29 protein-coding genes and 1 pseudogene are annotated in these 24,854 nt (G+C 64.3%); 14 read left to right on the forward strand and 16 right to left on the reverse strand.

Translation table 11 applies throughout. The features are described 5' to 3' along the window. Positions 1 to 134 precede the first annotated feature (134 nt). The 3 genes from J1M87_RS19865 to J1M87_RS19875 all read left to right on the forward strand — a co-directional run bounded on the left by J1M87_RS19865 (position 135) and on the right by J1M87_RS19875 (position 2,914). Positions 135 to 1,046, forward strand: coding sequence for a beta-lactamase family protein (locus tag J1M87_RS19865; RefSeq protein ID WP_241257150.1), 912 nt, complete (start codon positions 135 to 137; stop codon positions 1,044 to 1,046). 443 nt (positions 1,047 to 1,489) lie between these two features. Then, positions 1,490 to 2,509 carry a DUF5914 domain-containing protein gene (locus J1M87_RS19870; RefSeq protein WP_206491262.1) on the forward strand — a complete coding sequence of 340 codons (1,020 nt, stop codon included), beginning with the start codon at positions 1,490 to 1,492 and terminating at the stop codon, positions 2,507 to 2,509. Beyond that, positions 2,510 to 2,914: a VOC family protein gene (locus tag J1M87_RS19875; RefSeq protein WP_307830870.1), complete on the forward strand. Its 405-nt coding sequence runs from the start codon at positions 2,510 to 2,512 to the stop codon at positions 2,912 to 2,914. Here J1M87_RS19875 and J1M87_RS19880 read toward each other — a convergent pair. The 3 genes and pseudogenes from J1M87_RS19880 to J1M87_RS19890 form a co-directional block, all read right to left on the reverse strand. Then, positions 2,898 to 3,386 carry an SRPBCC family protein gene (locus tag J1M87_RS19880; RefSeq protein ID WP_206491466.1) on the reverse strand — a complete coding sequence of 163 codons (489 nt, stop codon included), beginning with the start codon at positions 3,384 to 3,386 and terminating at the stop codon, positions 2,898 to 2,900. The genes J1M87_RS19875 and J1M87_RS19880 overlap by 17 nt on opposite strands. A gap of 6 nt (positions 3,387 to 3,392) precedes the next feature. Continuing rightward, positions 3,393 to 3,659: pseudogene (locus tag J1M87_RS19885) on the reverse strand (ArsR/SmtB family transcription factor); the annotation flags it as partial. Positions 3,660 to 3,681: 22 nt separating this feature from the next. Continuing rightward, the gene (locus J1M87_RS19890; RefSeq protein WP_307830871.1) at positions 3,682 to 4,176 is read right to left on the reverse strand and encodes a GNAT family N-acetyltransferase; all 495 of its coding nucleotides are present in this window, start codon (positions 4,174 to 4,176) and stop codon (positions 3,682 to 3,684) included. A gap of 228 nt (positions 4,177 to 4,404) precedes the next feature. On the opposite strand from J1M87_RS19890, the gene J1M87_RS19895 reads away from it, so the two are divergent. Both J1M87_RS19895 and J1M87_RS19900 read left to right on the forward strand, forming a co-directional pair. Next, positions 4,405 to 4,854 (forward strand): Hsp20/alpha crystallin family protein, encoded by a 450-nt coding sequence (locus J1M87_RS19895; RefSeq protein ID WP_206491264.1) that lies wholly within the window; start codon positions 4,405 to 4,407, stop codon positions 4,852 to 4,854. Between the two features lie 38 nt (positions 4,855 to 4,892). Next, the gene (locus J1M87_RS19900; protein ID WP_206491265.1) at positions 4,893 to 5,066 is read left to right on the forward strand and encodes a hypothetical protein; all 174 of its coding nucleotides are present in this window, start codon (positions 4,893 to 4,895) and stop codon (positions 5,064 to 5,066) included. A gap of 51 nt (positions 5,067 to 5,117) precedes the next feature. On the opposite strand, the gene J1M87_RS19905 is transcribed toward J1M87_RS19900, so the two are convergent. Genes J1M87_RS19905 through J1M87_RS19925 form a run of 5 tightly spaced genes read right to left on the reverse strand, consistent with a single transcriptional unit; the run spans position 5,118 to position 10,302 of the window. Continuing rightward, the gene (locus tag J1M87_RS19905; RefSeq protein ID WP_307830872.1) at positions 5,118 to 5,573 is read right to left on the reverse strand and encodes a GNAT family N-acetyltransferase; all 456 of its coding nucleotides are present in this window, start codon (positions 5,571 to 5,573) and stop codon (positions 5,118 to 5,120) included. Then, positions 5,570 to 7,087, reverse strand: coding sequence for an NAD(P)/FAD-dependent oxidoreductase (locus J1M87_RS19910; protein WP_206491266.1), 1,518 nt, complete (start codon positions 7,085 to 7,087; stop codon positions 5,570 to 5,572). The genes J1M87_RS19905 and J1M87_RS19910 overlap by 4 nt, the downstream gene beginning before the upstream one ends. Next, on the reverse strand, positions 7,084 to 7,821 hold the full coding sequence (locus tag J1M87_RS19915) for a class I SAM-dependent methyltransferase (protein ID WP_206491267.1): 738 nt from the start codon (positions 7,819 to 7,821) through the stop codon (positions 7,084 to 7,086). The genes J1M87_RS19910 and J1M87_RS19915 overlap by 4 nt, the downstream gene beginning before the upstream one ends. Further along, a complete protein-coding gene (locus J1M87_RS19920) occupies positions 7,818 to 8,051 on the reverse strand; it encodes an RNA-binding S4 domain-containing protein (RefSeq protein ID WP_032397061.1) in 234 nt (77 codons plus the stop codon). Before J1M87_RS19920 ends, J1M87_RS19915 begins: the two co-directional genes overlap by 4 nt. A gap of 43 nt (positions 8,052 to 8,094) precedes the next feature. Further along, positions 8,095 to 10,302 (reverse strand): cation-translocating P-type ATPase, encoded by a 2,208-nt coding sequence (locus tag J1M87_RS19925; RefSeq protein WP_206491268.1) that lies wholly within the window; start codon positions 10,300 to 10,302, stop codon positions 8,095 to 8,097. 264 nt (positions 10,303 to 10,566) lie between these two features. On the opposite strand from J1M87_RS19925, the gene J1M87_RS19930 reads away from it, so the two are divergent. Then, entirely contained in the window at positions 10,567 to 12,249 is a 1,683-nt protein-coding gene (locus tag J1M87_RS19930) for a cutinase family protein (protein WP_206491269.1), read from the forward strand. Between the two features lie 138 nt (positions 12,250 to 12,387). Here the strand turns inward: J1M87_RS19930 and J1M87_RS19935 are convergent, their stop codons facing one another. The 5 genes from J1M87_RS19935 to J1M87_RS19955 all read right to left on the reverse strand — a co-directional run bounded on the left by J1M87_RS19935 (position 12,388) and on the right by J1M87_RS19955 (position 17,128). Continuing rightward, positions 12,388 to 13,386, reverse strand: coding sequence for a GAF domain-containing protein (locus J1M87_RS19935; protein WP_307830873.1), 999 nt, complete (start codon positions 13,384 to 13,386; stop codon positions 12,388 to 12,390). Positions 13,387 to 13,494: 108 nt separating this feature from the next. Continuing rightward, positions 13,495 to 13,926: a hypothetical protein gene (locus J1M87_RS19940; protein WP_206491270.1), complete on the reverse strand. Its 432-nt coding sequence runs from the start codon at positions 13,924 to 13,926 to the stop codon at positions 13,495 to 13,497. Then, positions 13,926 to 14,174, reverse strand: coding sequence for a hypothetical protein (locus tag J1M87_RS19945; protein WP_206491271.1), 249 nt, complete (start codon positions 14,172 to 14,174; stop codon positions 13,926 to 13,928). The genes J1M87_RS19940 and J1M87_RS19945 overlap by 1 nt, the downstream gene beginning before the upstream one ends. A 193-nt stretch (positions 14,175 to 14,367) precedes the next feature. Continuing rightward, complete coding sequence (locus J1M87_RS19950; protein WP_206491272.1) at positions 14,368 to 15,576, reverse strand: hypothetical protein; 1,209 nt, start codon at positions 15,574 to 15,576, stop codon at positions 14,368 to 14,370. Between the two features lie 16 nt (positions 15,577 to 15,592). Beyond that, positions 15,593 to 17,128 carry an aldehyde dehydrogenase family protein gene (locus J1M87_RS19955; RefSeq protein ID WP_206491273.1) on the reverse strand — a complete coding sequence of 512 codons (1,536 nt, stop codon included), beginning with the start codon at positions 17,126 to 17,128 and terminating at the stop codon, positions 15,593 to 15,595. 124 nt (positions 17,129 to 17,252) lie between these two features. Between J1M87_RS19955 and lat the strand changes: the two genes are divergently transcribed. Both lat and J1M87_RS19965 read left to right on the forward strand, forming a co-directional pair. Beyond that, positions 17,253 to 18,581, forward strand: a complete 1,329-nt coding sequence (gene lat, locus J1M87_RS19960) for an L-lysine 6-transaminase (protein ID WP_206491274.1) — start codon at positions 17,253 to 17,255, stop codon at positions 18,579 to 18,581. Between the two features lie 69 nt (positions 18,582 to 18,650). Beyond that, positions 18,651 to 19,055, forward strand: a complete 405-nt coding sequence (locus J1M87_RS19965) for a hypothetical protein (protein ID WP_206491275.1) — start codon at positions 18,651 to 18,653, stop codon at positions 19,053 to 19,055. Position 19,056: 1 nt separating this feature from the next. Here J1M87_RS19965 and J1M87_RS19970 read toward each other — a convergent pair whose 3' ends face one another. Beyond that, entirely contained in the window at positions 19,057 to 19,911 is an 855-nt protein-coding gene (locus tag J1M87_RS19970) for a LysR family transcriptional regulator ArgP (protein WP_206491276.1), read from the reverse strand. A 75-nt stretch (positions 19,912 to 19,986) separates the two neighbouring features. Here J1M87_RS19970 and J1M87_RS19975 point away from each other — a divergent pair, with 75 nt between their 5' ends. The 4 genes from J1M87_RS19975 to J1M87_RS19990 all read left to right on the forward strand — a co-directional run bounded on the left by J1M87_RS19975 (position 19,987) and on the right by J1M87_RS19990 (position 22,000). Beyond that, positions 19,987 to 20,604, forward strand: coding sequence for a LysE/ArgO family amino acid transporter (locus J1M87_RS19975; protein ID WP_206491277.1), 618 nt, complete (start codon positions 19,987 to 19,989; stop codon positions 20,602 to 20,604). A gap of 94 nt (positions 20,605 to 20,698) precedes the next feature. After that, entirely contained in the window at positions 20,699 to 21,052 is a 354-nt protein-coding gene (locus tag J1M87_RS19980) for a PLD nuclease N-terminal domain-containing protein (RefSeq protein WP_206491278.1), read from the forward strand. A 37-nt stretch (positions 21,053 to 21,089) separates the two neighbouring features. Continuing rightward, positions 21,090 to 21,611, forward strand: a complete 522-nt coding sequence (locus J1M87_RS19985; protein ID WP_206491279.1) for a DUF664 domain-containing protein — start codon at positions 21,090 to 21,092, stop codon at positions 21,609 to 21,611. After that, the gene (locus J1M87_RS19990) at positions 21,608 to 22,000 is read left to right on the forward strand and encodes a VOC family protein (RefSeq protein WP_206491280.1); all 393 of its coding nucleotides are present in this window, start codon (positions 21,608 to 21,610) and stop codon (positions 21,998 to 22,000) included. The genes J1M87_RS19985 and J1M87_RS19990 overlap by 4 nt, the downstream gene beginning before the upstream one ends. Before the next feature lie 4 nt (positions 22,001 to 22,004). Here the strand turns inward: J1M87_RS19990 and J1M87_RS19995 are convergent, their stop codons facing one another. Beyond that, the gene (locus J1M87_RS19995; protein ID WP_241257151.1) at positions 22,005 to 22,430 is read right to left on the reverse strand and encodes a VOC family protein; all 426 of its coding nucleotides are present in this window, start codon (positions 22,428 to 22,430) and stop codon (positions 22,005 to 22,007) included. Next, entirely contained in the window at positions 22,411 to 22,788 is a 378-nt protein-coding gene (locus tag J1M87_RS20000) for a VOC family protein (RefSeq protein ID WP_206491282.1), read from the reverse strand. Before J1M87_RS20000 ends, J1M87_RS19995 begins: the two co-directional genes overlap by 20 nt. A gap of 51 nt (positions 22,789 to 22,839) precedes the next feature. Between J1M87_RS20000 and J1M87_RS20005 the strand changes: the two genes are divergently transcribed. Next, entirely contained in the window at positions 22,840 to 23,664 is an 825-nt protein-coding gene (locus tag J1M87_RS20005) for a helix-turn-helix transcriptional regulator (protein WP_307830874.1), read from the forward strand. A gap of 115 nt (positions 23,665 to 23,779) precedes the next feature. Then, positions 23,780 to 24,850 (forward strand): phospho-N-acetylmuramoyl-pentapeptide-transferase, encoded by a 1,071-nt coding sequence (gene mraY, locus J1M87_RS20010; protein WP_206491283.1) that lies wholly within the window; start codon positions 23,780 to 23,782, stop codon positions 24,848 to 24,850. Positions 24,851 to 24,854: the final 4 nt, after the last annotated feature.

Here is a 24,854-nt window from a genome sequence, read left to right on the forward strand (position 1 = left end):
TGTTCAGGATCGTTCTCCATCGGCGGTGTCCCGCGCCTTCGGCCCACTTCTGAACAATCCGGTGCGTTCTCTCACCGATATTCACTGACATTTGACACTGAAATCCTCGACCGGAGGCTAATAGCGTCGAGGACATGAGCACGCTACGAATCCTCGCCGCCCTCACCGTCTCGACATCCCTGCTGGTCAGTGGATGCACGTCGTCAGACGAGCCCTCAGCCGGTCAGGCGGCCACCACGACGACGTCGAGTGGGAACATCAGAACCGACGACGTGCAGGCTGCCCTGGACGCGCTGGTCGACGCCGGATCCGTGGCCGCTGTTGCACAGGTTCGCGACGGCGAGGCGTCGTGGTCGGGGGCGGCCGGTCTGGTCGAGCGCGGCGGCACCGAACCCGCGTCCGCCGATGCTCCGGTCCGGATCGCGAGCGTCACCAAACCGATGGTCGCAGCGGCCGTGTTGCAACTCGTCGACGAAGGCAAGCTGCAACTCGATCAGCCGGTCGAGGAGTTGCTCCCCGGTCTGCTGCCGAAACCGGTCACGGTCCGTCAGCTGCTCGATCACACCAGCGGACTGCCCGACTACCTCAACGGATTCGACAGTGCCGCTGCCATATCGGCCAGATCGAGTGACATCGTCACCGATGACGAGCTGATCGCCGACGCTCTGTCGCTGCCGTGGACCACCGAGCCGGGATCCGAATTCGTCTACTCCAACACCAATTACGTCGTACTCGGTCGCATCGTCGCCGATCTGGACGGCACCACCATCGGACAGTCGTTGCAGGACAGGATCTTCGATCCGTTGGCAATGACCGCCACCACTTATCCCACCGACGCCGCGATCGCCGACGATGCCCTGCACGGCTACGTTCTGGAGAACGGGTCGTACACCGATGTCACCGACTACGATGCGAGCATCTGGTCCTCGGGCGCAGCAGTGGTGTCCACCGTCGGCGACCTGAACACGTTCTTCCGCGGACTGTTCGACGGCACGCTGATCCCGGCGAACCTCGTTCAGGAGATGCAGGTCGTCTCGCCCATGTGACATTGACCCACTAAAAGGCCACTAGATGTCACATTGACTGCAGCGAAATGGGCTGACTGGTGGCACCGACGCCGAACTCGTCGCGCACCACCGACTCCGAACACCCGGTGCGCCGAACTGGCGATCGTCTCGTGGATCCATCGACACGCTGCGTCGCCAGGTGACCGATACGTCGAACTACTGATCTGAGCGTCCACTATTTCCCTGCAGCGACGGCATTCCGTTCCTCGGGCCAAATCGTGGACATCGACCGCAGTCGACTGGTGAAGCGCAGACGCCCGCGAGCACGCCCCGCGAGATCACCCTGCCCGTTCACTGCCTCCCCAAGTCCACTCGATGTGACATTGACCCCCGAAAAGGCCACCAGATGTCACATTGAGTACCGACAAACGGGAACAATGGTGAGGGGAACACGGAAACGACTGTCGACTTTGGGAGCAGCAATGACCGCGCTGGATGCGATACGCCGACGGTGGCCGAAGACGATGCCTCTGCAGCCGTTGCTGTCGGAGTCGTGGGCGAAGCAGGAGCCCACCTGGAAGGGTGCGAATCCCCAGGTCATCGAGTCTGCGCTGAAGCGTGCGAAGACGCGGACGTCGGGCAATTGGTTCGTGTTCGCCGCCAGTCGCGATGTGAAGGCCGACAAGCCGTTCGGCCGTTATGTGGGCACCACCGAACTCGTGGCGTGGCGCGACTCGTCGGGCAAGGTGCACATCGGCCCGGGTGCGTGCCCGCATCTCGGCGCTGCGTTGGACACCGCGAAGATCGAGTGCGATGCATTGGTCTGTCGCTGGCATGGATTGGCTCTCGGGCCGAAGGGCAAGGCTGGTTGGCGTCCGGTTCCCGCGTTCGACGACGGGGTTCTGGTGTGGGTTCGGCTCGATGAGCTCGGCGGTGAGGAGCCGACGCCCGTGCCGGTGGTCCCGATCCGACCGCCTGCGTCGACTGCCATCGCCGGTGTGGTCACTCTCGTCGGGAAGTGCGAGCCCGATGACATCATCGCCAACCGGCTCGATCCCTGGCACGGTGCGTGGTTTCATCCGTATTCGTTCGCGAGATTGAAGGTGGTCAGCGCGCCGACCGAGATCGATGTAGCGGAGGAAGACGATCGTTTTCTCGTCGACGTGACCTTCCGCGTCAGCCGAGGAGTCGGGGTGCCGGTACGGGCCGAGTTCGTCTGCCCCGGTCCGCGCACCATCGTGATGCGCATTCTCGACGGCGAAGGGGTTGGCAGCGTCGTGGAGACGCATGCGACTCCGCTTTCTCCGGCGTCCGACGGAACCCCGCGCACCGCGGTCATCGAGGCGACGATCGCAGCCTCGGATCGCACTGGGTTCCAGATGGCGCGCAAGGTGTCCGGACTGTTGCGTCCGGCGATGAACTTCACCGCCGCCCGCTTGTGGAAGGACGATCTCGAGTACGCCGAACGCCGTTACGAACTGCGTTCGACGGGGCGGGCCTAAGTGCAGCTCTACCACGTTTGCTTCGCCGTGCGCGATCTCTCTGCGGCAATGTCGGACCTATCGGCGACGACCGGTGCACGTTGGCGAGCGCCCCGTACAGGCACGCTGGGCGAGTGGACGTATCGCATCGTGTTCTCCATCGCAGCTCCACATTTCGAGTTGATCGAGGGACCATCAGGAAGTCCATGGGACTGCACGAAGGGCCCGCGATTCCACCACCTCGGGTTCTGGTCCGACGACATGGACTTGGACCGGACGGCCCTGGACGGCGTCGGAAAAACGTTGTTCGACGCCTGCCCACTGGGCCGGCCGTTCAGCTATCACCGGATCGACACCATCGGAGCGGACATCGAACTGGTGGACCGCTTAGCCGAACCGGGCTTCCGCACTACGTGGGATCTCTGACCACCTGAGCCTCGACGAACTCGGCGAGTTGCCCGATGACGGTTCCCCAACCGTCGTAGAAACCCAACTCCTCGTGCATCTTTCGGTCTTCGACGTTGCGGTGCATCACGTGGGCGCGGTAGTCCGTTCCGTCGGGGTGGTCGGTGAACGTGATCACCGCGGTCATGAACAACTGCGGCGCGTGTCGCCATCCCTCGACCAGCGAGTTCGTGAAGACGATGCGTTCACCATCGTCGACGGCAAGGAAGCAACCGTCGATGTGGGGCTCGTACTGGCCGTCTGATTCGCTGATCAGTGTGCGGAATGCGCCGCCGGGTTTCGGATCCCAGGCGTCGACGCGGCACAGCGCTGGTGCCGGAATCCACCACTTCTCGAATTTGGACGGGTCTGTCCATGCGTCCCATACGGCGGCGCGCGGAGCCCTGATGACGCGGGAGATGGTCAGGTCCCGGTCAGGATCGATGGCTGTCATTGCGCTGCGATCGGTGCGGGATTCCCAGAGGGCCCGCTGCTCCTGCAGCCAGTGGCCTGCCGTATCCAGGTTGGCTCGTTCGATCGTGCATGCGCGCACTCGGCCGACCTTACGCGTGCTTGTCCATCCACGTCGTTCGAGCAGTCGGATGTGCTTCATGAACGACGGCAACGTCATGTCGAACGGTTCGGCGAGCTCTCCCACAGTGGCCGGTCCCGACCCGAGCCGACCGAGAATGGCGCGTCGCGTCGGATCGGCCAATGCCTGGAACACGTCGAGGACCGACCGGACCGCACTATGTACCGTCGGCGAGATCCTTGAAGTACCGAGCAACGGGCCATCGCTGAAAACCGTTCGCCTCGTATGCTGCTCGCGCTGGCGAGTGACCTGGATCATCACCGGTCTCGACCATGATCATCCGAAGTCCGGCCGCCCTCATCCTCTCGAACGATCGCTTCATGAGCGCTCGTCCGACACCGGCTCGCTGCCAGGCCGGATCTACGACGAGTACATACACCTCACCCATGTTGTCGTCGGGGTGCAGTCGGGTGCAGACCCAGCCGATCGGCTGGTCACCGCGCAGAGCGACGTCCACGTTCTCGGGCTCGTCGTCGAGGACGGCCGCGAGATCTTCGTATTGTCGAGTCCGCCAACCCGCCGGATAGAAACAGTCGTACACGAACGGAGGGACAGCCTGTTGCACGAGAGGGAACACCGGTTCCCACGCGCGAAGCGACAGCGCGAGCACCTCGGCTCGGTAGTACTCGACGTACGGCACGATGGTCGTCACGTACGCGAGTGTAAGCGGCGACGTAGCCGGCTTCCTGCCATTTTCAGCTCGACGGGGCCGCGAGCTCGACCCCACTGCGCCGCAGCACTATTGGAGCTGAAAATTTCCTGAAAAATTGCCGAAAGACACTTGGCACTCGGCGCAGGAGAGTGCTAATTTTTGTTCTGCACAGTTCGAGGAGCGACTCACCACAGGGGTGAGCGCATCTGGGTACAGGAGGTGGTTGCTGTGCTTCGTTTCGATCCGTTCCGTGACGTCGATTCACTTGCCTCGGCGATGTTGGGTGTCTCTTCCGGTTCGGACCGCGCTCCACGATTCATGCCGATGGATCTGTACAAGGTCGACGATCACTACGTACTCAGCGCAGATCTGCCAGGCATCGATCCGGGATCAATCGACGTCGACGTCGATCGCGGCACCTTGACGCTCACCGCCCATCGCTCGGTACCGGAAAGTTCGGGCGTGCAGTGGATTTCCTCGGAGCGTTTCGCCGGAACCTATCGCCGCCAGGTCTCACTCGGTGACGGTGTCGACACCGAGCGTATCGCAGCGTCGTACGACAACGGCGTTCTGTCGGTGACGATTCCGCTCGCGGAGCGCGCGAAACCACGAAAGATCGACATCGCTCGCTCCGAGTCGCCCAGCGAGCAGAAGTCCATCGAACCCGAGCCGGCCTGACGGAACCGACCATGACAGGGCAGTGGGGTTGATGCGCAATGGAATCCGATGCGGTGGTGTGGACGGAGTCGACGGACCGTGAGCAGTGGTGGCGCACGGTTGTAGGCGTCGAGACGAGCATGAGCGAATGCTCCGCGGCGGATGTGCTGGACCAGTGTCGAGTCGAGCCCGTCGACGACGATCTCTACCCGCACACACCGCACGCAGCCTGACGAGATGGGCCGGCACCGAGCACTCGGTGCCGGCCCACGTTCTCGAAGTCTCTACAGCGACAACGAATAGAACGTGCTCGACGGATCCCGCACGTAGTCAGCGAACGGCGGGCACTCGACGAATCCGTGCCGCACGTACAGGCGACGGGCAGCTGCGAAGTAGTCCTGCGTTCCTGTTTCGAGGCTCAGTCGCGCGTACCCGCGTCGACGCGCATCGTCGAGAACGTGGACGAGCATGCTCGACGCCACCCCGCGGCCCCGCGACATCGCCGAGGTACGCATCGATTTCAGCTCCCCGTGATCGGCCGAAAGCTGCTTCAGGGCAGCAATTCCCAGCAACACGTGTGCATCCCAGGCGGTCCATACGGTGACATCTGATCCGCGCAAGTCGGATAGATCGAGGGCGTGCACGCTCTCGGCAGGCGAGGTGGCGTGCATGTCCGACAGATGCTCGGCGAGCAGGGCGTGTACTGCTGGCCGGGTGAGACCATCGACCTCGATCTTCACCTGTTCAGCAGCTTCTCGATGGCGTCGAACATCGTGAATCGTCCGCTTGTCGGCACTGTTTCGATGTCGTGGCCGGAGACGCCCCAGCTCGACAGCAGCGTGTTCGCAGCGTGTAATCCGGTGGTGGCCGCGCGTTCCATCAGAGCCACGGGTAGGTCGATCCGGATTCCGTCGCCCGCGAGTACCAGCCCCGGCTCCGGTGTGCGGACCGTCGGCCGCTCGGCGAACGCTCCGAGGCCGAACATGGGGCAGTCGTCGCGCCACTCGGATCGCTCGGCGATCACCTCTGCGGCGGCAGTTTCCGGGTAGATCTGGTGCATCCGGTCCATCAGCTGCGCGCGGGTGATCTCCTCTGATTCCTCTGCGGCGTATGCGTGCAGTTCGACGACGGAGCCGCCGGTATGCGCAGCCCACTGCGCCGCCTCGTCCTCGAATCGTTCGAGCACGCTGATGTTGTCGATCGGCGGCATTCCGCCGGTGCCGATGAAGGCGGGGCGCTCTGCGTTGACGGGCTTGCTCAGCCACACTCGGTGTACCAGGAACGGTGGCGTGTTCTGCAGCGTCGCAACCTGTTCACGCCACGTGGACGATCCCAGCTCGGGTGACTGCTCGAGCACGGTCTGTAATCCGGCGATGTCGGTGGCGAGGACCACCGCGTCGGCGTCGATGATTCTGCCCGCGTCGACGCGGAACCTTCGCAGCCCGCCGCGGCTGATCTCGCCGCACCGAGTGGAGGTTCTGATGTCGACTCCGAGTCCGGTGAGGTACTCCCCCAGCGGGTTCCACAGAGCTTGGGGGTAGGGGTCACGTGGTACGTCGAAGATCAGGCCCTCGGAGGAGCCGAGGAAGTAGATGTGGAACATCATCGCCAGCTCCGCGGCAGACATCTCCTCGGGATCTGCGAAGAAGCTACGCGAGAACACCCCGAATGCCAGGTGCCGAGCGGCATCGGGAAAGTTGATGTTACGCAGAAACTCTGCAGCCGGGGTGGTATCGAGCTGCTCGAACGTCTTGGGCACGCTCACCGTCATCAACGGTAGGGCGGCGACACCGTTGAGCTTCGTGAGATCCTTCCACCGGAACGTCGGGCTGCGCTTGACGAAGGCGAAGGCGTTCAGCGGCGGTGTATCGGGCAGCCCCTTGAATCCGTCGATCCTGCCGCTACCGTCGATCAGCGGGTAGTCGTCGACCGGACGCAACCTGACCAGCCCGGGGTCGGTGCGACGCAGCAGGTTTCGCAGATTGTAGTACTGCCGAAAGAATGCGTGGAATCCACGGCTCATCGTCGCGGTCGATCCGTCGTCGAGCGTCGTATCCCACCCGCCGACGCGGCCGCCGAGGTAGCTCTCCCGTTCGATCAGGTGCACCTTCACACCACGCTCGGCCAGCGCGGTCGCAGCGCTCAGACCTGCGATACCGCCCCCTACCACCACCACGTGCGGTATGTCCGCCAACTGACGCGCGTCGGAATATCCCTGTGGCGCAGCATGAGTGACCTTCTTGGAATCGGTCAACGCTTTTCCTCCGCGGGACGAGAGCCGAGGAAGGTGTGTACCACACCGTTCTGCCATCCGGTCATCGTTTCTCTGGCGACGCCGGTGTAGCCTGCGCGTTGCATACGTCGCATGAACGCCGACGCGCCGTCGAAGGTGACGACGCTCCGCCACAGGTGCCGGTACAGGGTCGCGTCGCGGGTGGCGAGCCAGCCCAACGGGATGATGATTCCCCAGCTCACCACGTTCCAGGAGATCCTCGCTCGCAGCGAATCGTGTACCGAGTACTCGTGAAAGGCGATGGTCGATCCCGGACGCAGCAGCGCCAGTAGCGATTTCAACTCGGTGTCGGGCTCGTCGACGTTCCTGATCAGGTACGCGGCCAGAATCGCGTCGAACGGTCCGTCGACGCCGTTGATCGCCAGATCCTCGACGCGCGAATGCACGAACGTCACATTCGGCGGCCAGTCCTTGCCACGAGCTACCTCGAGCATTTCGGCGGACGCGTCGGCGGCGACGATCTCCGCGTGCGGAGCTGCTTCGAGCAGAGCGGCAGTGGATGCACCAGTACCGCAACCGATATCGAGTAGGCGAAGACCCGCTCCGAGATCGGGGATCCGCAGCCGCTGAGCCGACTTGATCAAGTGTTCGTGATAGCCGGGGTTGGCTCCGACGAGTCGGTCGTAAGCCTTGGCACCGACGTCGAATGCTCCGGGAACTTCGTTGCGCGGCAGTCCGCGCTTGCCGACCTTCACAGTGCCTCTTCCTTGCTCACGCGAGCCGAGGGCCCACCCTGCACCGACACGACGTCACCGTGCTGCAATTGCCGTCCACGCCGCACGTCCACGTCCCCGTTGACGCTCACCAAACCGTCGGCGATGACACCCTTGGCCTCGGCACCGGATTCGATGAGGTTGGCGAGTTTGAGGAATTGGCCCAGCCTGATCGATTCGTCGCGGATGGGGACATCATGTGCGTCGGACATGTCTCCATCCTGTACTAGCGAGCCGCTTGCTGCTACCAACGAGTCACATCGCGGAACGGAACCTGCGCAGTCGAAGGCTGTTGCTCACCACGAACACCGAGGACAGCGCCATCGCCGCACCCGCGAGCATGGGGTTGAGCAGGCCGGCAGCGGCGAGTGGGATCGCCGCGACGTTGTATGCGAAGGCCCAGAAGAGGTTGCCTTTGATGGTGCTCAGGGTGCGCCGCGAGAGCCGGATGGCATCGACGACTGCTCGCAGGTCGCCGCGCACCAGCGTGAGATCGCCTGCCTCGATCGCCACATCGGTGCCGGTGCCCATCGAGAGCCCGAGATCGGCCGTGGCCAGCGCCGCCGCGTCGTTGATGCCGTCGCCGACCATCGCCACGACCTTGCCCGAGGCCTGCAACTCTCGGACGGCGTCGACCTTTCCCGAAGGCAACACGCCTGCGATGACCTGTTCTATCCCCACCTCGTCGGCAATCGCTCGGGCAGCTGCCTCGTTGTCACCGGTGAGCATCACCGGCGTCAGGCCGAGAGCGCGCAATTCGGCGACGGCCTGCTTCGAGGTCGGCTTCACGGCATCGGAGACCACCAGCACGCCGCGGGCCTTGCCGTCCCACCCGAGTGCGACGGCGGTGCGTCCCTGACGTTCGGCCGCGTCGAACGCGTCGGCGAGTTCGACAGGCAGGGGCATCGACCGATCTGCCAGCAATGAGCGACGGCCGATGACCGCCGCCCGGCCGTCCACGACGCCCTGTACGCCGAGACCGTCGAGGCTGGTGAAGTCCTCGACCGCCTTCGAGGGGGTCGACGCGGCGATGGCCCGCGCGATCGGATGCTCCGAGCCGGACTCGAGGGCAGCCGCGACCGCGCGGACGGTGTCCTCGTGCTCACCGTCCGCCACCCGCACCGAGTGCAGAGTCATCTGGCCCGTGGTGACGGTTCCGGTCTTGTCCAGCACGACGGTATCGACCTGGCGGGTGGATTCGAGAATCTCCGGGCCCTTGATCAGAATCCCGAGTTGCGCTGCCCGTCCGGTCCCGACCATCAGCGCGGTTGGAGTGGCCAATCCGAGCGCGCAGGGGCAGGCAATGATGAGTACCGCGACTGCAGCAGTGAACGCGGCGGCTCCGGAATTGCCTGTCAGGAGCCAGAATCCGAGTGTCGCGATGGATATTGCGATGACGATCGGTACGAAGATTCCGGAGATGCGATCAGCCAGGCGTTGTGCCTGCGCCTTGCCTGTCTGCGCGTCCTCCACTGCTTTCGCCATCTGCGCGAGCTGGGTGTCTGCACCGACTCTGCTCGCCCGCACCGTGATTCGGCCACCGACGTTCATGGTGGCACCGACCACCGCGTCGCCGACGCCGACTTCCTCCGGTACCGATTCGCCGGTGAGCATCGATCGGTCGACGGCAGTGGACCCGTTCTCGACGGTGCCGTCGGTGGCGATCTTCTCGCCGGGTCGAACGACGAAGAGGTCGCCGACGGCCAGCTGTTCCACTGGGATCTGCTGTTCCCGTCCATCTTTCAGTAGCGCGACGGTTTTGGCACCGAGGTCCATCAGGGCGCGCAACGCTGCTCCGGCTTGCCGTTTGGATCGGCTCTCGAACCAGCGGCCGGCAAGGATGAAGGTGGTGACCCCTGCCGCGGCCTCGAGGTAGATGTTGTCGGCACCGTCGCTCCGCTCGATCGTGAACTCGAACGGATGCGTCATCCCGGGCATCCCGGCGTGTCCGAAGAACAGTGCGTACAGCGACCATCCCAGCGCTGCGAGGGTTCCCATGCTGACGAGGGTGTCCATGGTTGCGGTGCCGTGCCGCAGGTTGGTCCAGGCGGCTCGGTGGAAGGGTAGGGCTCCCCATACGACGACGGGAGCAGCCAGTGTGAGTGAGAGCCATTGCCAGTTGGTGAACTGCAGGGCGGGGATCATGGCCATCGCGATCACCGGGATGCTGAGCACTGCCGAGACGACCAGTCGCTGCTTCAGCGGATCGGTGGTCTGCTCTGCCTCGGCGGGCTCGACGGCGGGCAACGATGCTGTGTATCCGGCGGCTTCGACGGCCGCGATCAAATCCTCCGTGGCCACCCCGGCACTGGTGACGCGGGCCTTCTCGGTGGCGTAGTTGACCGTCGCCGAGACTCCGTCGAGCTTGTTGAGTTTGCGTTCGATGCGGTTGGCGCACGACGCGCATGTCATTCCGCCCAGAATCAGTTCGGTGTCCTGGCTCGCGTTCCGTCCCTGCTTCATTCCCTTACCCTACCCCCCCAGGGTATCTACGTGCCAGTTCCGAAAGCAGGCCGGTTCTCCCACAGCAGACGGATACGCCGAACGGGTCACGCCGAAGGGCCGTCGAATCCCATCAATGTGATTCACGGTGGAAATGTCGTGCGCACCAGGCCGAATCCTGTGCTGTGTAACGCGAACGATCCCGCCGACGAAATGCCGGGTAACCCACTGGCAACTGCAGTCGGGAAAATCGGTGTCGGGCCGTGAGCGATGGGGATCTGAAACATGGACTTTGGCAAGTCGAAGCGAGCGCGCGTCGCGTTGAGCGCCTTCGCGATCGGAGCACTCGGTGCCGGAGTGGTCGTGGCCGCACCGTGGTCGACATCGACAACCAGCACCGAAGCGTCCATCGAACTGGTGTCGACGGCGACGTGCTACGACATGGTCAGCATCGCGATCGGCGGACGCGGCGATACCCCACGCGAGGGCGTCAAGTGGCTCACCACCCCTGACGGCGAGCGCCTGCCCGCCGCGATGTCCGGTGACTACTCCAGCGACTGGATCGACCAGGCCGTGCGTGCACCAAACAACGGCAATGTGGTCCCCGACTCCTACGCCGCCGTGTACGTCGAGTACCCGGCCGATCTCGCGAGCTACGAGAACGCCGTGCAGACCGGTGTCACCAACTCCCAGACCATCATGAAGTCGATCTCGTCGTCCTGCCCCAACACTCGCTTCGCCATCGTCGGCTACAGCGAAGGCGCAGACGTTGCCCGCCGCACCGCCATGGAGGTCGGCAACCAGGTTGCCGATGGCGACGGCAAGTACGGCATCGTCGATCCCTCACAGGTGGTCGGCGTCGTGATCTTCGCCGACGCGGGCCGCGTCGCAGGAGAGGGACCGTTCCCGGGAGCCGAGAACCCGTTCAGCAACCCGGACGGTTTCGACACCAAATACCAGAACGGCAACACCCCGATTCCCGGCCAGGGCGCACTGCCCGGCACCTCCGGTGGATTCGGATCGCTCGACGGCCGCGTGGCGTCCTTCTGCTCCGACGGAGACCTCACCTGCGCACTACCCGAGAACACGTCACTGATTCATCTGGCCGCCAATGTCGGTCGCCAGGTCAATGCCGACGCGCTGCAGAACGAGCAGCTGACACCGGCCACCGGAGCCGATCTGGCACTGGCACTGGGTCGCATCGCCGTCAATGCCTTCAACGACATCGCCTCGCAGCCCAATTGGATGCAGAGCGACGAGACGTTCCTCGACGTGCTGATCAAGGTGTCGGAGCCCGGCTACAAGCCCGGTGCAGCGACCACACCAGTCGCCGCGAAGGTCGACGGCGAACAGGAACCCATCGAGGCCGGTCAGATGGTCGACCTGGTGTACCTGCCGCAGAAGATCTTCCGCGAGATCACCGGATTCATCGCCTCCAACCAGAACACCGTTCCGGTGATCATGAACGATCCGTACGGCCTCACGCTCGGCCCGGGATCGGGACATCACTTCGACTACTGGCGTGACGCCGACGCAGCCAACGGCAAGCCGCTGACCTCGGTGCAGTACGCCGCAGCGTGGCTGACGCAGCTGGCCGAGCAGGCCAACAAGGGCGAGCCGGTCAAGTCCAAGGAGGTTCAGGAGAAGGCAGGACGTGCCGCTGTCGAGGCCATCACGGCACCGGTGACCACCTCGGCGACGGCAACCCCGACGCCGACGCCGACGACGACCGCACCTGCCACCACCAGCCCGGTCACGACAACCGCAGTCCCGGCCACGACGCCTCCCGCTGTCGAGACACCGGCACCCGCCACCGTCACGACGACCCCCGAGTGCACCGTCCCCGTCGAGGGTGAGACCCCCGCCGAGGGAGCACCGCCGGTCTGCGTCACCCCGACCGAAACGGCTGCCGCGTCGGCAACCGAGACAGTCGTTCCAACGACCACCGAGGTTGTGCCTGCGCCGTAGTCCAGTGCAGAACGCTCACGAGCCCGTCCACCGCAGTCATCGGGTGGGCGGGCTCGCGTGGTTTCGCATCGATTGTGCGACAGTAGAATTCAGTGACCAGCCGAGTCTGTCAGCCAACGGGGCAAGACCGAGGTAGTGCTACTCGACGCAGAGAACTACCAGTAGTGCTCTCGCACCCGAGTCGAGGTCGATCAGAGACGCAGTCATGTGTATCGGCTCGTACTTGTTGTCGAGGGTCAAGAAACGTGCAGTCAGTTCTACTGTCTTTGCGGGGCCGGCACCGATCAAGGATTGGGCGGCTGCCAATGCTGCCGGCATGTCCTGTGGGTGCAGCACCGGTTTCTGCGCGGTGTTGCCTGCCATCCAGGCAATGCGTGGGGCTGGTGGACCATGCCAGTACAACAAATTCAGCGATACCGGATCTGCTATCGCGCGGTACTGCAACTGCGGCGTCAGGGCGTCGGCGATCCGATCGCCGAGGTTGGTCGATGGTTCTGGAACGGATTGTGGCCTACCGAAGTCGACGGAGAGACCACGAACGAAGCGGGCAGCGCAATCGTGCTGAGTTCCGGACTTCATCATGCGGGCAACAAAATGCACCTTGTGGTCATCGTCGGGGCGATGCTCTACGACGGTCTGACGGTGAACCGAACCGTCCAACTTGCTCGCCAACAGGGCCAGAGCTTTCGTTGTCATCTGCTCCAAATCCACCTGACGCATCGCGTCGGCGATCGGCCGCCGTACCGGTACGCCGATATCTGCCCAGTGCCAATCAACACCGACTGCTTCGCTGCGCACGGCGCTGCCGTCGTCCAGGTCCCACAGGAACGCCCACGTCGGAGGGTGGGCAGGCGGTGGTGTCGACGGTTCATGAGTGCAGACCCAGACGCCGTGCACGAGGGTGTGAACGCGTTCCACCACCGGCACTGCGGATATCTGTCGAGATCGAGCAGTCTGCACCGTGGTTGCTGTCTTGGTGCGACACGAACGAAGCACCGTTGCCAGAATTTCGTCGTGGTTACGGCGGACAACCGATCGCCAGGACACGCCTTGCTTGACTCTGTTGCCGACCATCACTACTCCGGGATGGCGACGGTCAAGGACGTCCAGAAGCAACCAACCGTTGTTGTCTGTCACCACCGAACCGTCCCACACCCGACGGTGCGATGGGGATCGGCCCGCAGTCGAGCCTGCTAAGACGCGAATGTAGGCACAGTGCGAATCCGTCCGACCGACGGTCGTGGTTCAGGCCGTCCCGCGTAGCTTCCCCCGGACCACGATGCCCACGATCGACAGCGCCACAGCCACGAACACCACCATCGACGGACCGCCACGGTCGAGACCAGTCAGTGTCGGAAGCGGCGCGAGCAGCGCCAGCGCCAGCGGCGGCAAGGTGAGTGCGCCGACGCCTCCGCCGAACCAGTACCCCTTGACTCGCTCCCAATCGGAACGACTCTTGACCCGGTCCTCCAGATGCACCATGGCAATCGCCAGTGGTACCGCCGCGATCAGCCACATCAGCGGGGACAGCGGCAGTCCTGCCCTGCCCAGCACCGCGTCGGTGATGAGTGTCGCACCGAAATACGAAGGTACGAACATTGCGACGGCGACGAAGAACCCCAAGGTCACATCGGAGACGTCGTCGGGCAGATCTGTGTTCTCGCCATGATCGGACATCAGATGCACGCCGAGGCCGAGCTGCCCACACCGGACAAGCCGATGAGGAGATCGGCGACCTCCTCGGAAGCGTTGGCCGGGAACGAACCGTTGCGGACGACGGCCGGGGCCTGTGTACCAGACGGAGCGGCGTTCGCGATCATCGGCGACAGTCCGGCCGCGCCGATTCCGATTTCTGCGGTGACGAGCGCCGAGGCGGCGCGGACGCGACCGGTGATGAAGGCGTGAGAAAGAGTGCGAGAAGACATGGGTATCCCTGTAGGTGAGTTGTCGGAGTCGAAACCTCGCCCACCGCTCCACATGTTGGGGCGGCAATTCCTTCGGCCAACATGGCCGGGAGAAGGTGCTCCCGACGTGTACAGGGATGCGCCCTCAGCTCGCGCGATATGCGCTACGCGAAGAAGTTACCAGAAATCGACCCGCCGAAAAGGGGCTTCCTGGCTATCTGCGCCGCAGCAGAGCGCAGGCACCCGTCACCACCACAACGACAACGAGCCCGGCCACCGACAACACCAGGTGGTCGGGCTCGGTCGTGCGCGCGGCGACAGCAACGTCCGAAGACAGTGACGGTACGTAGCTCGCGGCGAACACCGTCACCGGCAGTGCCATGGTGAACAGAGCGGGCAGTGACAGTGCCAGAGATCCCGGTGCGGTCGAGAGTGCGGACACCAGCACGTACGCGGTGACGAGCGGCAGCACGAACTGCGCACTCTCGGGCAGATCGAACTGACTCTCGAGCACTTGGGCCACGGCGACGACGAACAGTCCGCCCAGCCCGACGTACAGCTGCGGCCACCGGTAGCCGATGCCTGCCCCGACGATCAGCAGGCCCACACTCGCAGCCAGCTGCGCGCTGTCGCCGGCGGCAAAGCCGAACGACCCGAGGGCAGCCGCCGATCCCGCGAAGAGCGCCAGTAGCACGCGTCCATCCCGCCCCGGCAGAGCGAACGCCGCAATCAGGGCGAGAACCGTCATACCGGCGAATGCACCGAGCCACTCGCCGCTCCGAGGTTCGTGACCTGCAGCAATCCAACTCAGGACACCGGCCGCGATGGGCAGCGGAAGGCCGACGAGCAGGACTTTTCGGGGCTCGTGTGGCTGCAACACCTGGTTGCGGTGGGCCAGGAACAACGCGATCGCTGCAACCGATGCGATGATCACCATCGCTATCGCCCGCTGCGGACGGACATCGTCCTCGGCACCGACCACATCCCAGACGAACACCGGACCGTCGTTCGCCTGCAGTACCGCATCCAACGCACCACCGAGTAGTCCCGCACCGAGAACAGCGACACTCAACGACGCCTGCGCAGCGCGATGCTGTCCCGACAGCACAGCGGCCGAACCGAGCAGCGCCCCAGCGCCCACCGCGACGGCCCAGTCGCCCACCATGCCGGGCACCGTTCCCACGGTCTGAAACACGACCACGAGTACAGCGGCGATCGCCACGACGGTCACGGCCCGTGCGCTCGCGCGGGCCAGCGCGACCGCGGCCGCGCACGCGACCAGGGCAACGACGGTCAGCCCGTTGACAATTGCCCAGAACGATCCGAACTCGGCCGTCCTGCTCAACAGGGAGTAGGACGGCCGAATATCACTGACGGCATAGCCGACGGTGAGGCCGGCCAGGAGCATCGACAGAACTTTCATACTGTCGATCATGCCGTCAGCCGAACTTCACTCCCTGTGCCAGGGGCAGTTCGTTCGAGTAGTTGACGGTATTCGTGGCTCGGCGCATGTAGGCCTTCCAGGCGTCCGAACCGGATTCGCGTCCGCCGCCGGTTTCCTTCTCGCCGCCGAACGCACCGCCGATCTCGGCTCCGGAGGGTCCGATGTTGACGTTCGCGATGCCGCAGTCCGAGCCCAGGGTGGACAGGAAGCGCTCCGCCTCGCGCAGGTCGGTGGTGAAGATCGACGACGAAAGACCCTGCGGCACATCGTTGTGCAGTGCGATGGCCTCGTCGAGGGTTTCGTAGGTCAAGACGTAGAGAATCGGCGCAAAGGTCTCGTGCTTGACGATGTCGGACTGCGAGGGCATCGTCACGATCGCGGGCTGAACATAGAACGAGTACTCGTCCACCACGTTCACCCGCTCACCACCGACGACGACCGTTCCGCCGTCGGACACCGCGGTCTCGAGCGCCTTCTGATACCCCGCGAATGCGGTGGCGTCGATGAGCGGGCCCACCAAAGTGTCACTGGCCAAGGGCGATCCGATCGAGAGCGACTCGTACGCCGAAACCAGCTTGGCCACCAATTCGTCTGCGACCGAGGAATGCACGATGACCCGTCGCAGCGAGGTGCAGCGCTGACCGGCGGTGCCTGCTGCCGAGAACACCAGACCGCGCGTCGTCAGATCGAGATCCGCCGACGGCGTCACGATCGCTGCGTTGTTTCCGCCGAGCTCGAGCAGCACCCTGCCGAACCGTTCGGCAACACGCGGCGCCACCGCACGGCCCATCCTCGTCGAACCGGTGGCCGAGACGAGTGCGACCCGCGAATCGTCCACCAGCGCTTCGCCGGACGCGCGATCACCGATCACCAGCTGCGCGATCTTGGGGTCCACTCCGGCTGCAGCGGCGGCACGCTCGAACAGCGCCTGCACTCCGATGGCCGTGAGCGGAGTCTTCTCGGAAGGCTTCCAGATGACGGTGTCTCCGGCGACGAGCGCCAAGGCCGTATTCCAACTCCATACGGCAACAGGGAAATTGAAGGCCGTGATGACTCCGACGACACCGAGGGGATGCCACTGCTCCATCATCCGATGCCCTGGGCGCTCGGTGGCAATCGTGTTGCCGTACAGCTGACGCGAGAGCCCCACCGCGAAGTCGCAGATATCGATCATCTCCTGTACTTCGCCGAGCCCCTCCGAGACGATCTTCCCTGCCTCGATGGAGACCAGAGCGCCCAGATCCTCCTTGTGTACACGCAGTAGTTCCCCGAGTTCTCGGATCACCTGCCCCCTGGCCGGGGCAGGCACCTGCGACCACGACACGAACGCGGCATGCGCATCGGCGATGACACCGTCGACGTCGTCGGCCGAAGCACAGGTCAACGACGCCAGGTTCCCACCGGTGATGGGCGAGCGCGCGATGATCGCGTCCGGTCCGGCGGGCGCGTCGAGCGCGATCGTCGCACCCATCCGGTCGAGGATCGCGCGAGTGCGCACACTCAACTCGTCGTGGGTGATGGATGCAGACATGCGCGTACACCTTTCGTGAAGAGAACCGAACTGTCGGAGATCAGCCTACCGAGAAGCACCAGAACAGTATTATTTCCTGCTCTACCGACTTGCTTACGGAATTTTTATGGGTATCTTCGAGTTCATGACGCAAGTATTACAGCGCACAGGAGCACGCATCGATGCCTCCACCGTTCGCGAGGTGATCGGCAGCCACCTGCTGGCCGACGGGTTCGAGTTGGTCCTCGACCTCGACGCCTCGACCGGGTCCACCCTGGTCGACGCCAGGGACGGCACCCGCTACCTCGACCTGTTCACATTCTTCGCGTCCAATGCGCTCGGCATGAACCATCCCGCCCTGGTCGACGACTCGGAATTCCGGGCCGATCTGATGCAGGCGGCAATGAACAAGCCGAGCAACTCCGATATCTACACCGTCCCCATGGCCCGATTCGTCGACACGTTCGCCCGGGTCCTGGGCGACGATCGGCTCCCCCACCTGTTCTTCGTCGAGGGTGGCGCGCTGGCGGTGGAGAACGCTTTGAAGGTCGCATTCGACTGGAAGTCCCGATGGAACGAAAGGCGCGGCCTGGATCCATCGCTCGGCTCCCAAGTGATGCATTTCGAGCACGCGTTTCACGGGCGCTCCGGATACACGATGTCGCTCACCAACACCGACCCGAACAAGGTTGCGCGGTTCCCGAAGTTCGACTGGCCGCGAATCCCATCCCCGTTCATCAGGTCCGATGTGAACATGGACGAGCGAGAGGACGCGTCGTTGGCTGCGGCTCGGGCGGCGTTCGAGGCCAACCCGCACGACATCGCCTGCGCCATCATCGAACCCATCCAAGGCGAGGGTGGCGATCACCACTTCCGGCCCCGCTTCCTACAGAAGCTACGTGACCTCTGCCACGAGTTCGACGCCTTGTTCGTCATGGACGAGGTGCAGACCGGTGCCGGAATGACCGGTACCGCATGGGCTTTCCAGCAGCTCGACGTTGTACCGGACGTAGTCGCCTTCGGCAAGAAGGTTCAGGTCTGCGGCGTCATGGCAGGCGGTCGCGTCGACGACATCGACGACAACGTCTTCGCCGTCAGCTCTCGCATCAACTCGACGTGGGGTGGCAACCTGACCGACATGGTGCGATCGCGTCGAATCCTGGAAGTGGTCGAATCGGAGAAACTTATCGATCGGGCCGGAGAACTGGGTACGACACTGCTGACGATGCTGCAGGAGTTGGCAACTCGACACACCATGGTCTCCGAGGTACGCGGACGTGGCCTCATGTGCGCCTTCTCCCTGCCCGACGCCGCCACCCGCGACCGCGTGATCGAGATGTTGCGCACCGAGGAACACGTGCTCGCCCTCGGATGTGGCACAGCGGCAGTGCGATTCCGACCGGCTCTGACCATCACCGCGGCCGAACTGACCCAGGCTGTCGAGGCCATCGATCGGGTGTTGGGCAGGCTCTAGGGTTGTCAGGCTTGGCTTGACAAGCCGACCTCTCGGTGTCAGGCTTTTCCTGACATCAGGAGGTCGGTCGTGGATCCCATCACCCTCGCCACCGAGGCAAACATCGACACTGCAACACGGGCGGTCGTGACGGCAGCGGCCACCGAGGCCGGACGCATTGCCGACGAGATCATCGGCACCGGTCCCCTACCCGGAACACCGGAATGGGAGGCCGAACAGTCGACCGATATGCCGGCAAGACGGAGCCTCGCATGGCACCTGCTGAGCCTGCGCGTACAGCTGGCCGCAGGGTTGGACGGCATCGAAACCGTTGTGGTGCTGCGCGTTCAAGGTGCAACGTGGGCGACGATCGGCACAGCAGTGGGCATGTCGCGGCAGTCTGCGCACGAGCGGTGGGGCGCACGATCCACAGCGATACTCGACCCGGTCGGCGATGGGCTGCCCGCGATCGTCCCTGACGACAGCCGGGCCTGAACTACAGCAGCACCCGACTCGCATGTGCTGCCACCGCATCGGCCGCACGGTGGAGTGCGGGTGACGAGAGCGACCATTGCTGCCAATACAGCAGCACGTCCTCGATTCCGTTGTCGTCGAAGCAGGTCAACGGCTCCCGCGCCTGGAGATCCGGGATCATGCCCCAGCCGAAACCCAGATCGACGGCCCGCGCGTAGTCGGCGGACGCCGGGACGAGGTGCCGCGGCGGCTCGTGCGGTTCGATGCCGAAACGCTGTAGGTAGTTGTCTTGCAATCGATCATCGGCGTCGAAGACGACCACCGGGGCGCTGCGCAGTGCGTCGGCACTCGGACCTGCAGCGAACCAACGCGCAATGAAGTCCGGGGTGGCAGAAGGCCGGTACCGCATCGCACCGAGGCGTCGAACGGTACAGCCACGCACCGGGTCCTCGACCGATGTGATTGCGGCGGAGACGACCCCGTCGTGCAGCAGTTGCGCGGTACGGTCCTGATCTTGCCGATGCAGGTCGAAAGTCGTCGCCCCGGCAAGCCCGGCGAGTGCTGGCAACACCCAGGTAGCCAACGAATCTGCATTGACGGCAATCGAAATGGGAGCAGCCACACCGTCGTCGCTCAGCTCGGCCCGAGTCTGGTCGGTCAAGGTGTCGATCTGACGGGCCAGGCGCAGCACCGCGATGCCGGACTGGGTAGCCACCACCGGTTTGCTTCGCTGGACGAGTGTTCGGCCCAGCGACTGCTCGAGCGACTTGATCCGCTGGCTCACCGCTGACGGAGTCACATGCAGAGCGCGGGCCGCCGCCTCGAATGTGCCGCCGTCGACCACTGCCCTCAATGCTCTGAGCTGCTCGATCTCCATCAGATGAAGGTACGCTAATCGATACTGAAATACATTCGCTGGACCTAATCAGCACGCACTCCTAGCGTTATCGGCATGACCTCACTGGCCGCCGCGCAATCGACCCTCACCGGCTTGGGCGTCGGCCTGTCCCTCATCGTTGCCATCGGTGCGCAAAACGCATTCGTGCTGCGCAAGGGGCTGCAACGCACTCACGTGCTGCCGGTAGTGGCGGTCTGCGCCCTCTCCGACGCGGTGCTCATCACGGCCGGGATCGCGGGAATCGGCGTTCTCGTCGATCGGTTCCCCGTCGCCCTCGGTGTCGTGACCGTCCTCGGTGCCCTGTTCCTACTCGTCTACGGACTGATGGCGCTCAACCGCGCCCGAAATCCCGCCGCCCTGACCGCCGAGATGACCGGAGGCGGTTCGCTGATCGCCGCCATCGCCACGTGCCTTGCTCTGACCTGGCTCAATCCTCACGTCTACCTCGACACCGTCGTGTTCCTCGGCTCGATCGGCAACCGTCAGCCGGGCGAACTGCGGTGGTGGTTCGCGCTCGGTGCCGTGCTCGGCAGCGTCGTGTGGTTCGTTGCGCTCGGGTACGGATCGCGCCTGCTCAGCCCCCTGTTCGCGAGACCGTCGGCCTGGCGCATTCTCGACCTCGGCATCGGAGTGATGATGCTGACACTGGCGGCACTACTGGTGTTCGGCTGAAGGGCCGAGGACGTGGGCTTGATCGGCGGTACAACGAGTGATCTGATAGTCGCGACGACCGACCGCACGGTCTGACAACCCTGGAGGATTTCCCGTGCCGTACCTCGGCCTACTGATCATGCTGCTGTCGATCTTCTGCTTGATCGACGTCATCACCGCCGACGACTCCGGCATCCGCCACCTCCCGAAGATGGTGTGGTTGTTGCTCGTCATCGTTGTGCCGCTTGCAGGGTCCATCGCGTGGCTCGTCGTCGGACGACCCGAGGGTGGCGGAATCTGGGGTGGCAGCGGAGCGCCACGGACGGCGTCCGCCGATCCCCGACGCGATGCCGATCGCGGCCGGCCACTCCCTCCGACGCAGGAAACTGCCGAGGAGTACCTACGCCGTTGCCGCGAACGTGCCGAGGAACAGCGCCGCATCGCTCGTGAGCAGCGCAGTAGCGAATGAGACCGACCGCTCTCGATGCACGAAGAACGGGGACGCCGTGACCAAGCTGACGACATTTCCCGAACCCGACTCGGCGCTGTCCGATCCCGCCGAACTTTTTCGCGAGTACCTGCGCTTCTACCGGAGTGAGCTGGCTCGGCGAATCACCGCGCTCAGAGGCGATGACCTCACCGCCTCGTCCGTCCCCTCGGAGTGGACTCCGCTGCAGATGCTGACCCATCTGGTGCACATGGAGCAGCGCTGGTTCGCCTGGGGATTCCTCGGCAGGGCGGTGGACGCACCCTGGGGAGACCAGAAGGACGGGCGCTGGGACGTACCGGCCGACATCGATACCGAAAATCTGCTGGCGAGGCTCGAGGACGGTGTCCGACTCACCGAGGAGGTGCTTCGCTCGCATCGGATGGACGAATTGGCCACCTTGGGTGGACGATTCACCGAGGAGCAGCCGACGCTGATCTGGATCTGCTTCCACGTGCTTCAGGAATACGCACGCCACCTCGGCCACCTCGACGTTGCCGTCGAGCTGGCAGGCGGACCGACAGGGGAAGGACCGGCATGAGAATCAACATCACCAGCGTCTTCGTCGACGATCAGGACAAGGCACTGACCTTCTACACCGACATATTGGGATTCGTCGTCAAGCACGACATTCCGATGGGCGGGACGGACCGCTGGCTCACCGTCGTATCGCCACAGGAGGTCGACGGCACCGAACTGCTACTAGAGCCCAGCGGGCATCCCGCGACCGGCCCGTTCAAGAATGCGCTGTTCGCCGACGGCATTCCCTTCACTCAGTTCGCAGTCGACGACGTTGCAGCAGAACATGATCGGCTCAGCAGACTCGGCGTACGGTTCACCCAGCAACCGACCGAGATGGGTCCGGTGATCTCAGCGGTGTTCGACGACACCTGCGGCAATCTCATTCAGATCATCGCACCCGCGAGCTGATGCCTCAGCGGTTCGCGTACAGATCGACGGTGGTGCCGTCGGGGTCGTGTACGACGGCATAACGCTGCCCCCAGAACGCATCCCAGGGTTCGAGGTGCCCTGGGTACCCGGCCTCGGTCACGGCCGTCCACGTCGCGTCGACCCCGTCGGGCGTCCCGCAGTCGAAGGCCAGCGCTATGCGGTGACCACCGCTCGGCTCGGTCCACGACGGATCGAACGAGGTAATGGTCGACGGTAGGTCGAACAGCAGCCGCACTCCACCGAGGTCGACCTCCACATGCTGTTCGGCGTCCGCAGCCGCTGGGATATCGAGCCCCAGTAGGCGGTAGAAGGCCAGCGCCACAGCCATATCGGCGACGACGATTTCGATTCCTGCCAGGCGCGGTGTCACACGGAACACAGTAGACCGGTCAGCCCCAGTTCGCGGCATTCGTCAGGCAGAAGGGATGCCCAGCAGGATCCAGCAACACTCGCCAGGTCTCACCCGGCTGATCCTCGGGCAACGTTGCACCCAGGCGCACCGCTGCCGCCGCCGCAGCGTCGAGGTCCTCGACCGCCAGATCGAAGTGAAACTGCTTGCTGCCGTGGGAGTTCGGCCATGACGGTTGCTGATAGTCCGGCACACGACCGAAGCCGAGTGCACTACTGGGACCCTGCAGCATCGCGTAGTCCTTCTCCGCATGTACGACGCTCCAGCCCAACAACGACGACCAGAAGCTCGCGCTGGCCGCGGGGTCTGCGCAATCCAGTGTGACCATCTTCAGCGTGGCGACGGGGGTATCGGTCATGGTGTTCCTCCTCCTGAGTGGATGTCGGACCAGACTCCTACACTGACCCGCGTGCCGGATAGGAAAAACGCGACAGCCACCCAGGCCGGCGTTCTGCGACCCGAACAGCTGGCACAGCACGTCGACCTCCAACGACTGCCCTGCTCGCAGTCGTTGGACCCCTGGGTCGAGAACTACTGGCTACTGCGTTGGGATCTGCCGTCCGGGACCGTCCATCGCAGCTCGACGCTTCCGCACCCGGCCTGCACTCTGAGCGTCGAACACGGCTGGACCCGCGAAGGCGTCATCGATCCTGTGGTCGTGACGGGAGTGCTCACGCGCCGCTTCGACGTCGCGCTCGCCGAATCCGGGTGGGTGTTCGGCGTCAAGTTTCGGCCCGGCGGGTACGCGGCCCTCACCGGAACCGTCGCGAGAACGCTGCGAGACGTCCCGGCCGCACAGCCCACGGCTTTTCGCGCCGAGACCGTCGAAGCACTCGCCGAACTGGGCGGTCACCTCGACACCGACCACTGCCGAACCGTCGTCGACTCCGTTCTCGCGCCCTACGCCCGAGACGTAGATGCGGACTACGAGATCGTTCTCGACGTCATCTCCACGATGCTGCGGGATCGGACATTGATTCGCGTCGCCCAGGTCGAAGAGAGATGCGGCATCGGGACACGTCGGCTGCAGCGCCTGTTCGAGCACTACGTCGGCGCGACGCCGAAATGGGTTCTGGCCCGGTATCGGATCCACGATGCACTCAGTGAGCTCGACGCCGGCTACTCGGGTCCCCTGGCGGACCTCGCAGCACGCTACGGCTGGTTCGACCAGGCGCACTTCACCCGCGAGTTCACCGAACTGGTCGGTACACCACCCGGTTCGTATTCACGGTGAGTAACACCTTCGTCACGCATTGGGACTTTTGCCTGTTCGTTTGGCACAGTATCCCGCGGTGCTCATCAGCACCGGGCGGGGCACAGCAGCACAGAGGAAGAGTGGGCTCGGACGCATGATCAACATTCTCGTTGCCGGTGGTATCGCATTGGCGGTCTCGATTCTGTTGACGCCATTTCTCATCGCACTGTTCACCCGGCAGGGCTTCGGCCAGGAGATTCGCGTCGAAGGCCCGCAAAGTCACCAATCCAAACGAGGAACGCCGACGATGGGCGGAGTCGCCATCATCGTGGGCCTGTGGGCCGGCTACCTGGGCTCCCACCTCGTCGCGATGGGGGGCGACGGTCCGTCGGCGTCCGCGCTGCTGATCCTCGGCCTCGCCACTGCGCTCGGCGGCGTCGGATTTCTCGACGACTACATCAAGCTCCGCATGAAGCGGAACCTCGGCCTCAAAGCGACCGGAAAATACGTCGGACAGATCAGTGCAGCGGTGATCTTCGCGGTCCTGGCTCTGCAGTTTCGCAACGGAAACGGCATGACTCCGGGAAACACCGAACTCTCGCTCGTCCGGCAATCCACGTTCTTCACGATGGCCCCGATCGTATTCGTCCTGTTCTGCGTGTTCCTCGTCATCGCATGGTCCAACGCCGTCAACCTCACCGATGGACTCGACGGTTTGGCCGCCGGTTCGATGACCCTCGTCCTCGGTGCCTACACGGTGATGACGTTCTGGCAGTACCGGCAATCGTGCGCGACCAACGACATCGCCGGGTGCTACCAGGTACGCGATCCACTCGACCTCGCCGTGGTCTGCGCCGCAGCCGCGGGAGCCTGCATCGGATTCCTCTGGTGGAACGCAGCTCCGGCGAAGATCTTCATGGGCGACACCGGCTCCCTCGCACTCGGCGGCCTGCTCGCGGGACTGTCGATCGTGAGCAAGACCGAACTGATCGCCGTCGTCTTCGGCGCGCTCTTCGTCGCCGAGACTGCCTCCGTCGTCATCCAGGTCGCCTCGTTCAAGACCACCGGCAAACGGCCGTTCCGAATGGCCCCGATTCATCACCACTTCGAGTTGGCCGGCTGGGCAGAAACAACGGTCATCATCCGGCTATGGCTGTTCGCGGCCATCGCGTCGGCGCTGGGGCTCGGGTTGTTCTACAGCGAATTCCTCGCAGCCGTCGGCTGACCTC

This window comes from Rhodococcus sp. KRD162 (assembly GCF_017168335.1).
In the GTDB taxonomy this organism is placed as follows: Bacteria; Actinomycetota; Actinomycetes; order Mycobacteriales; family Mycobacteriaceae; genus Rhodococcoides.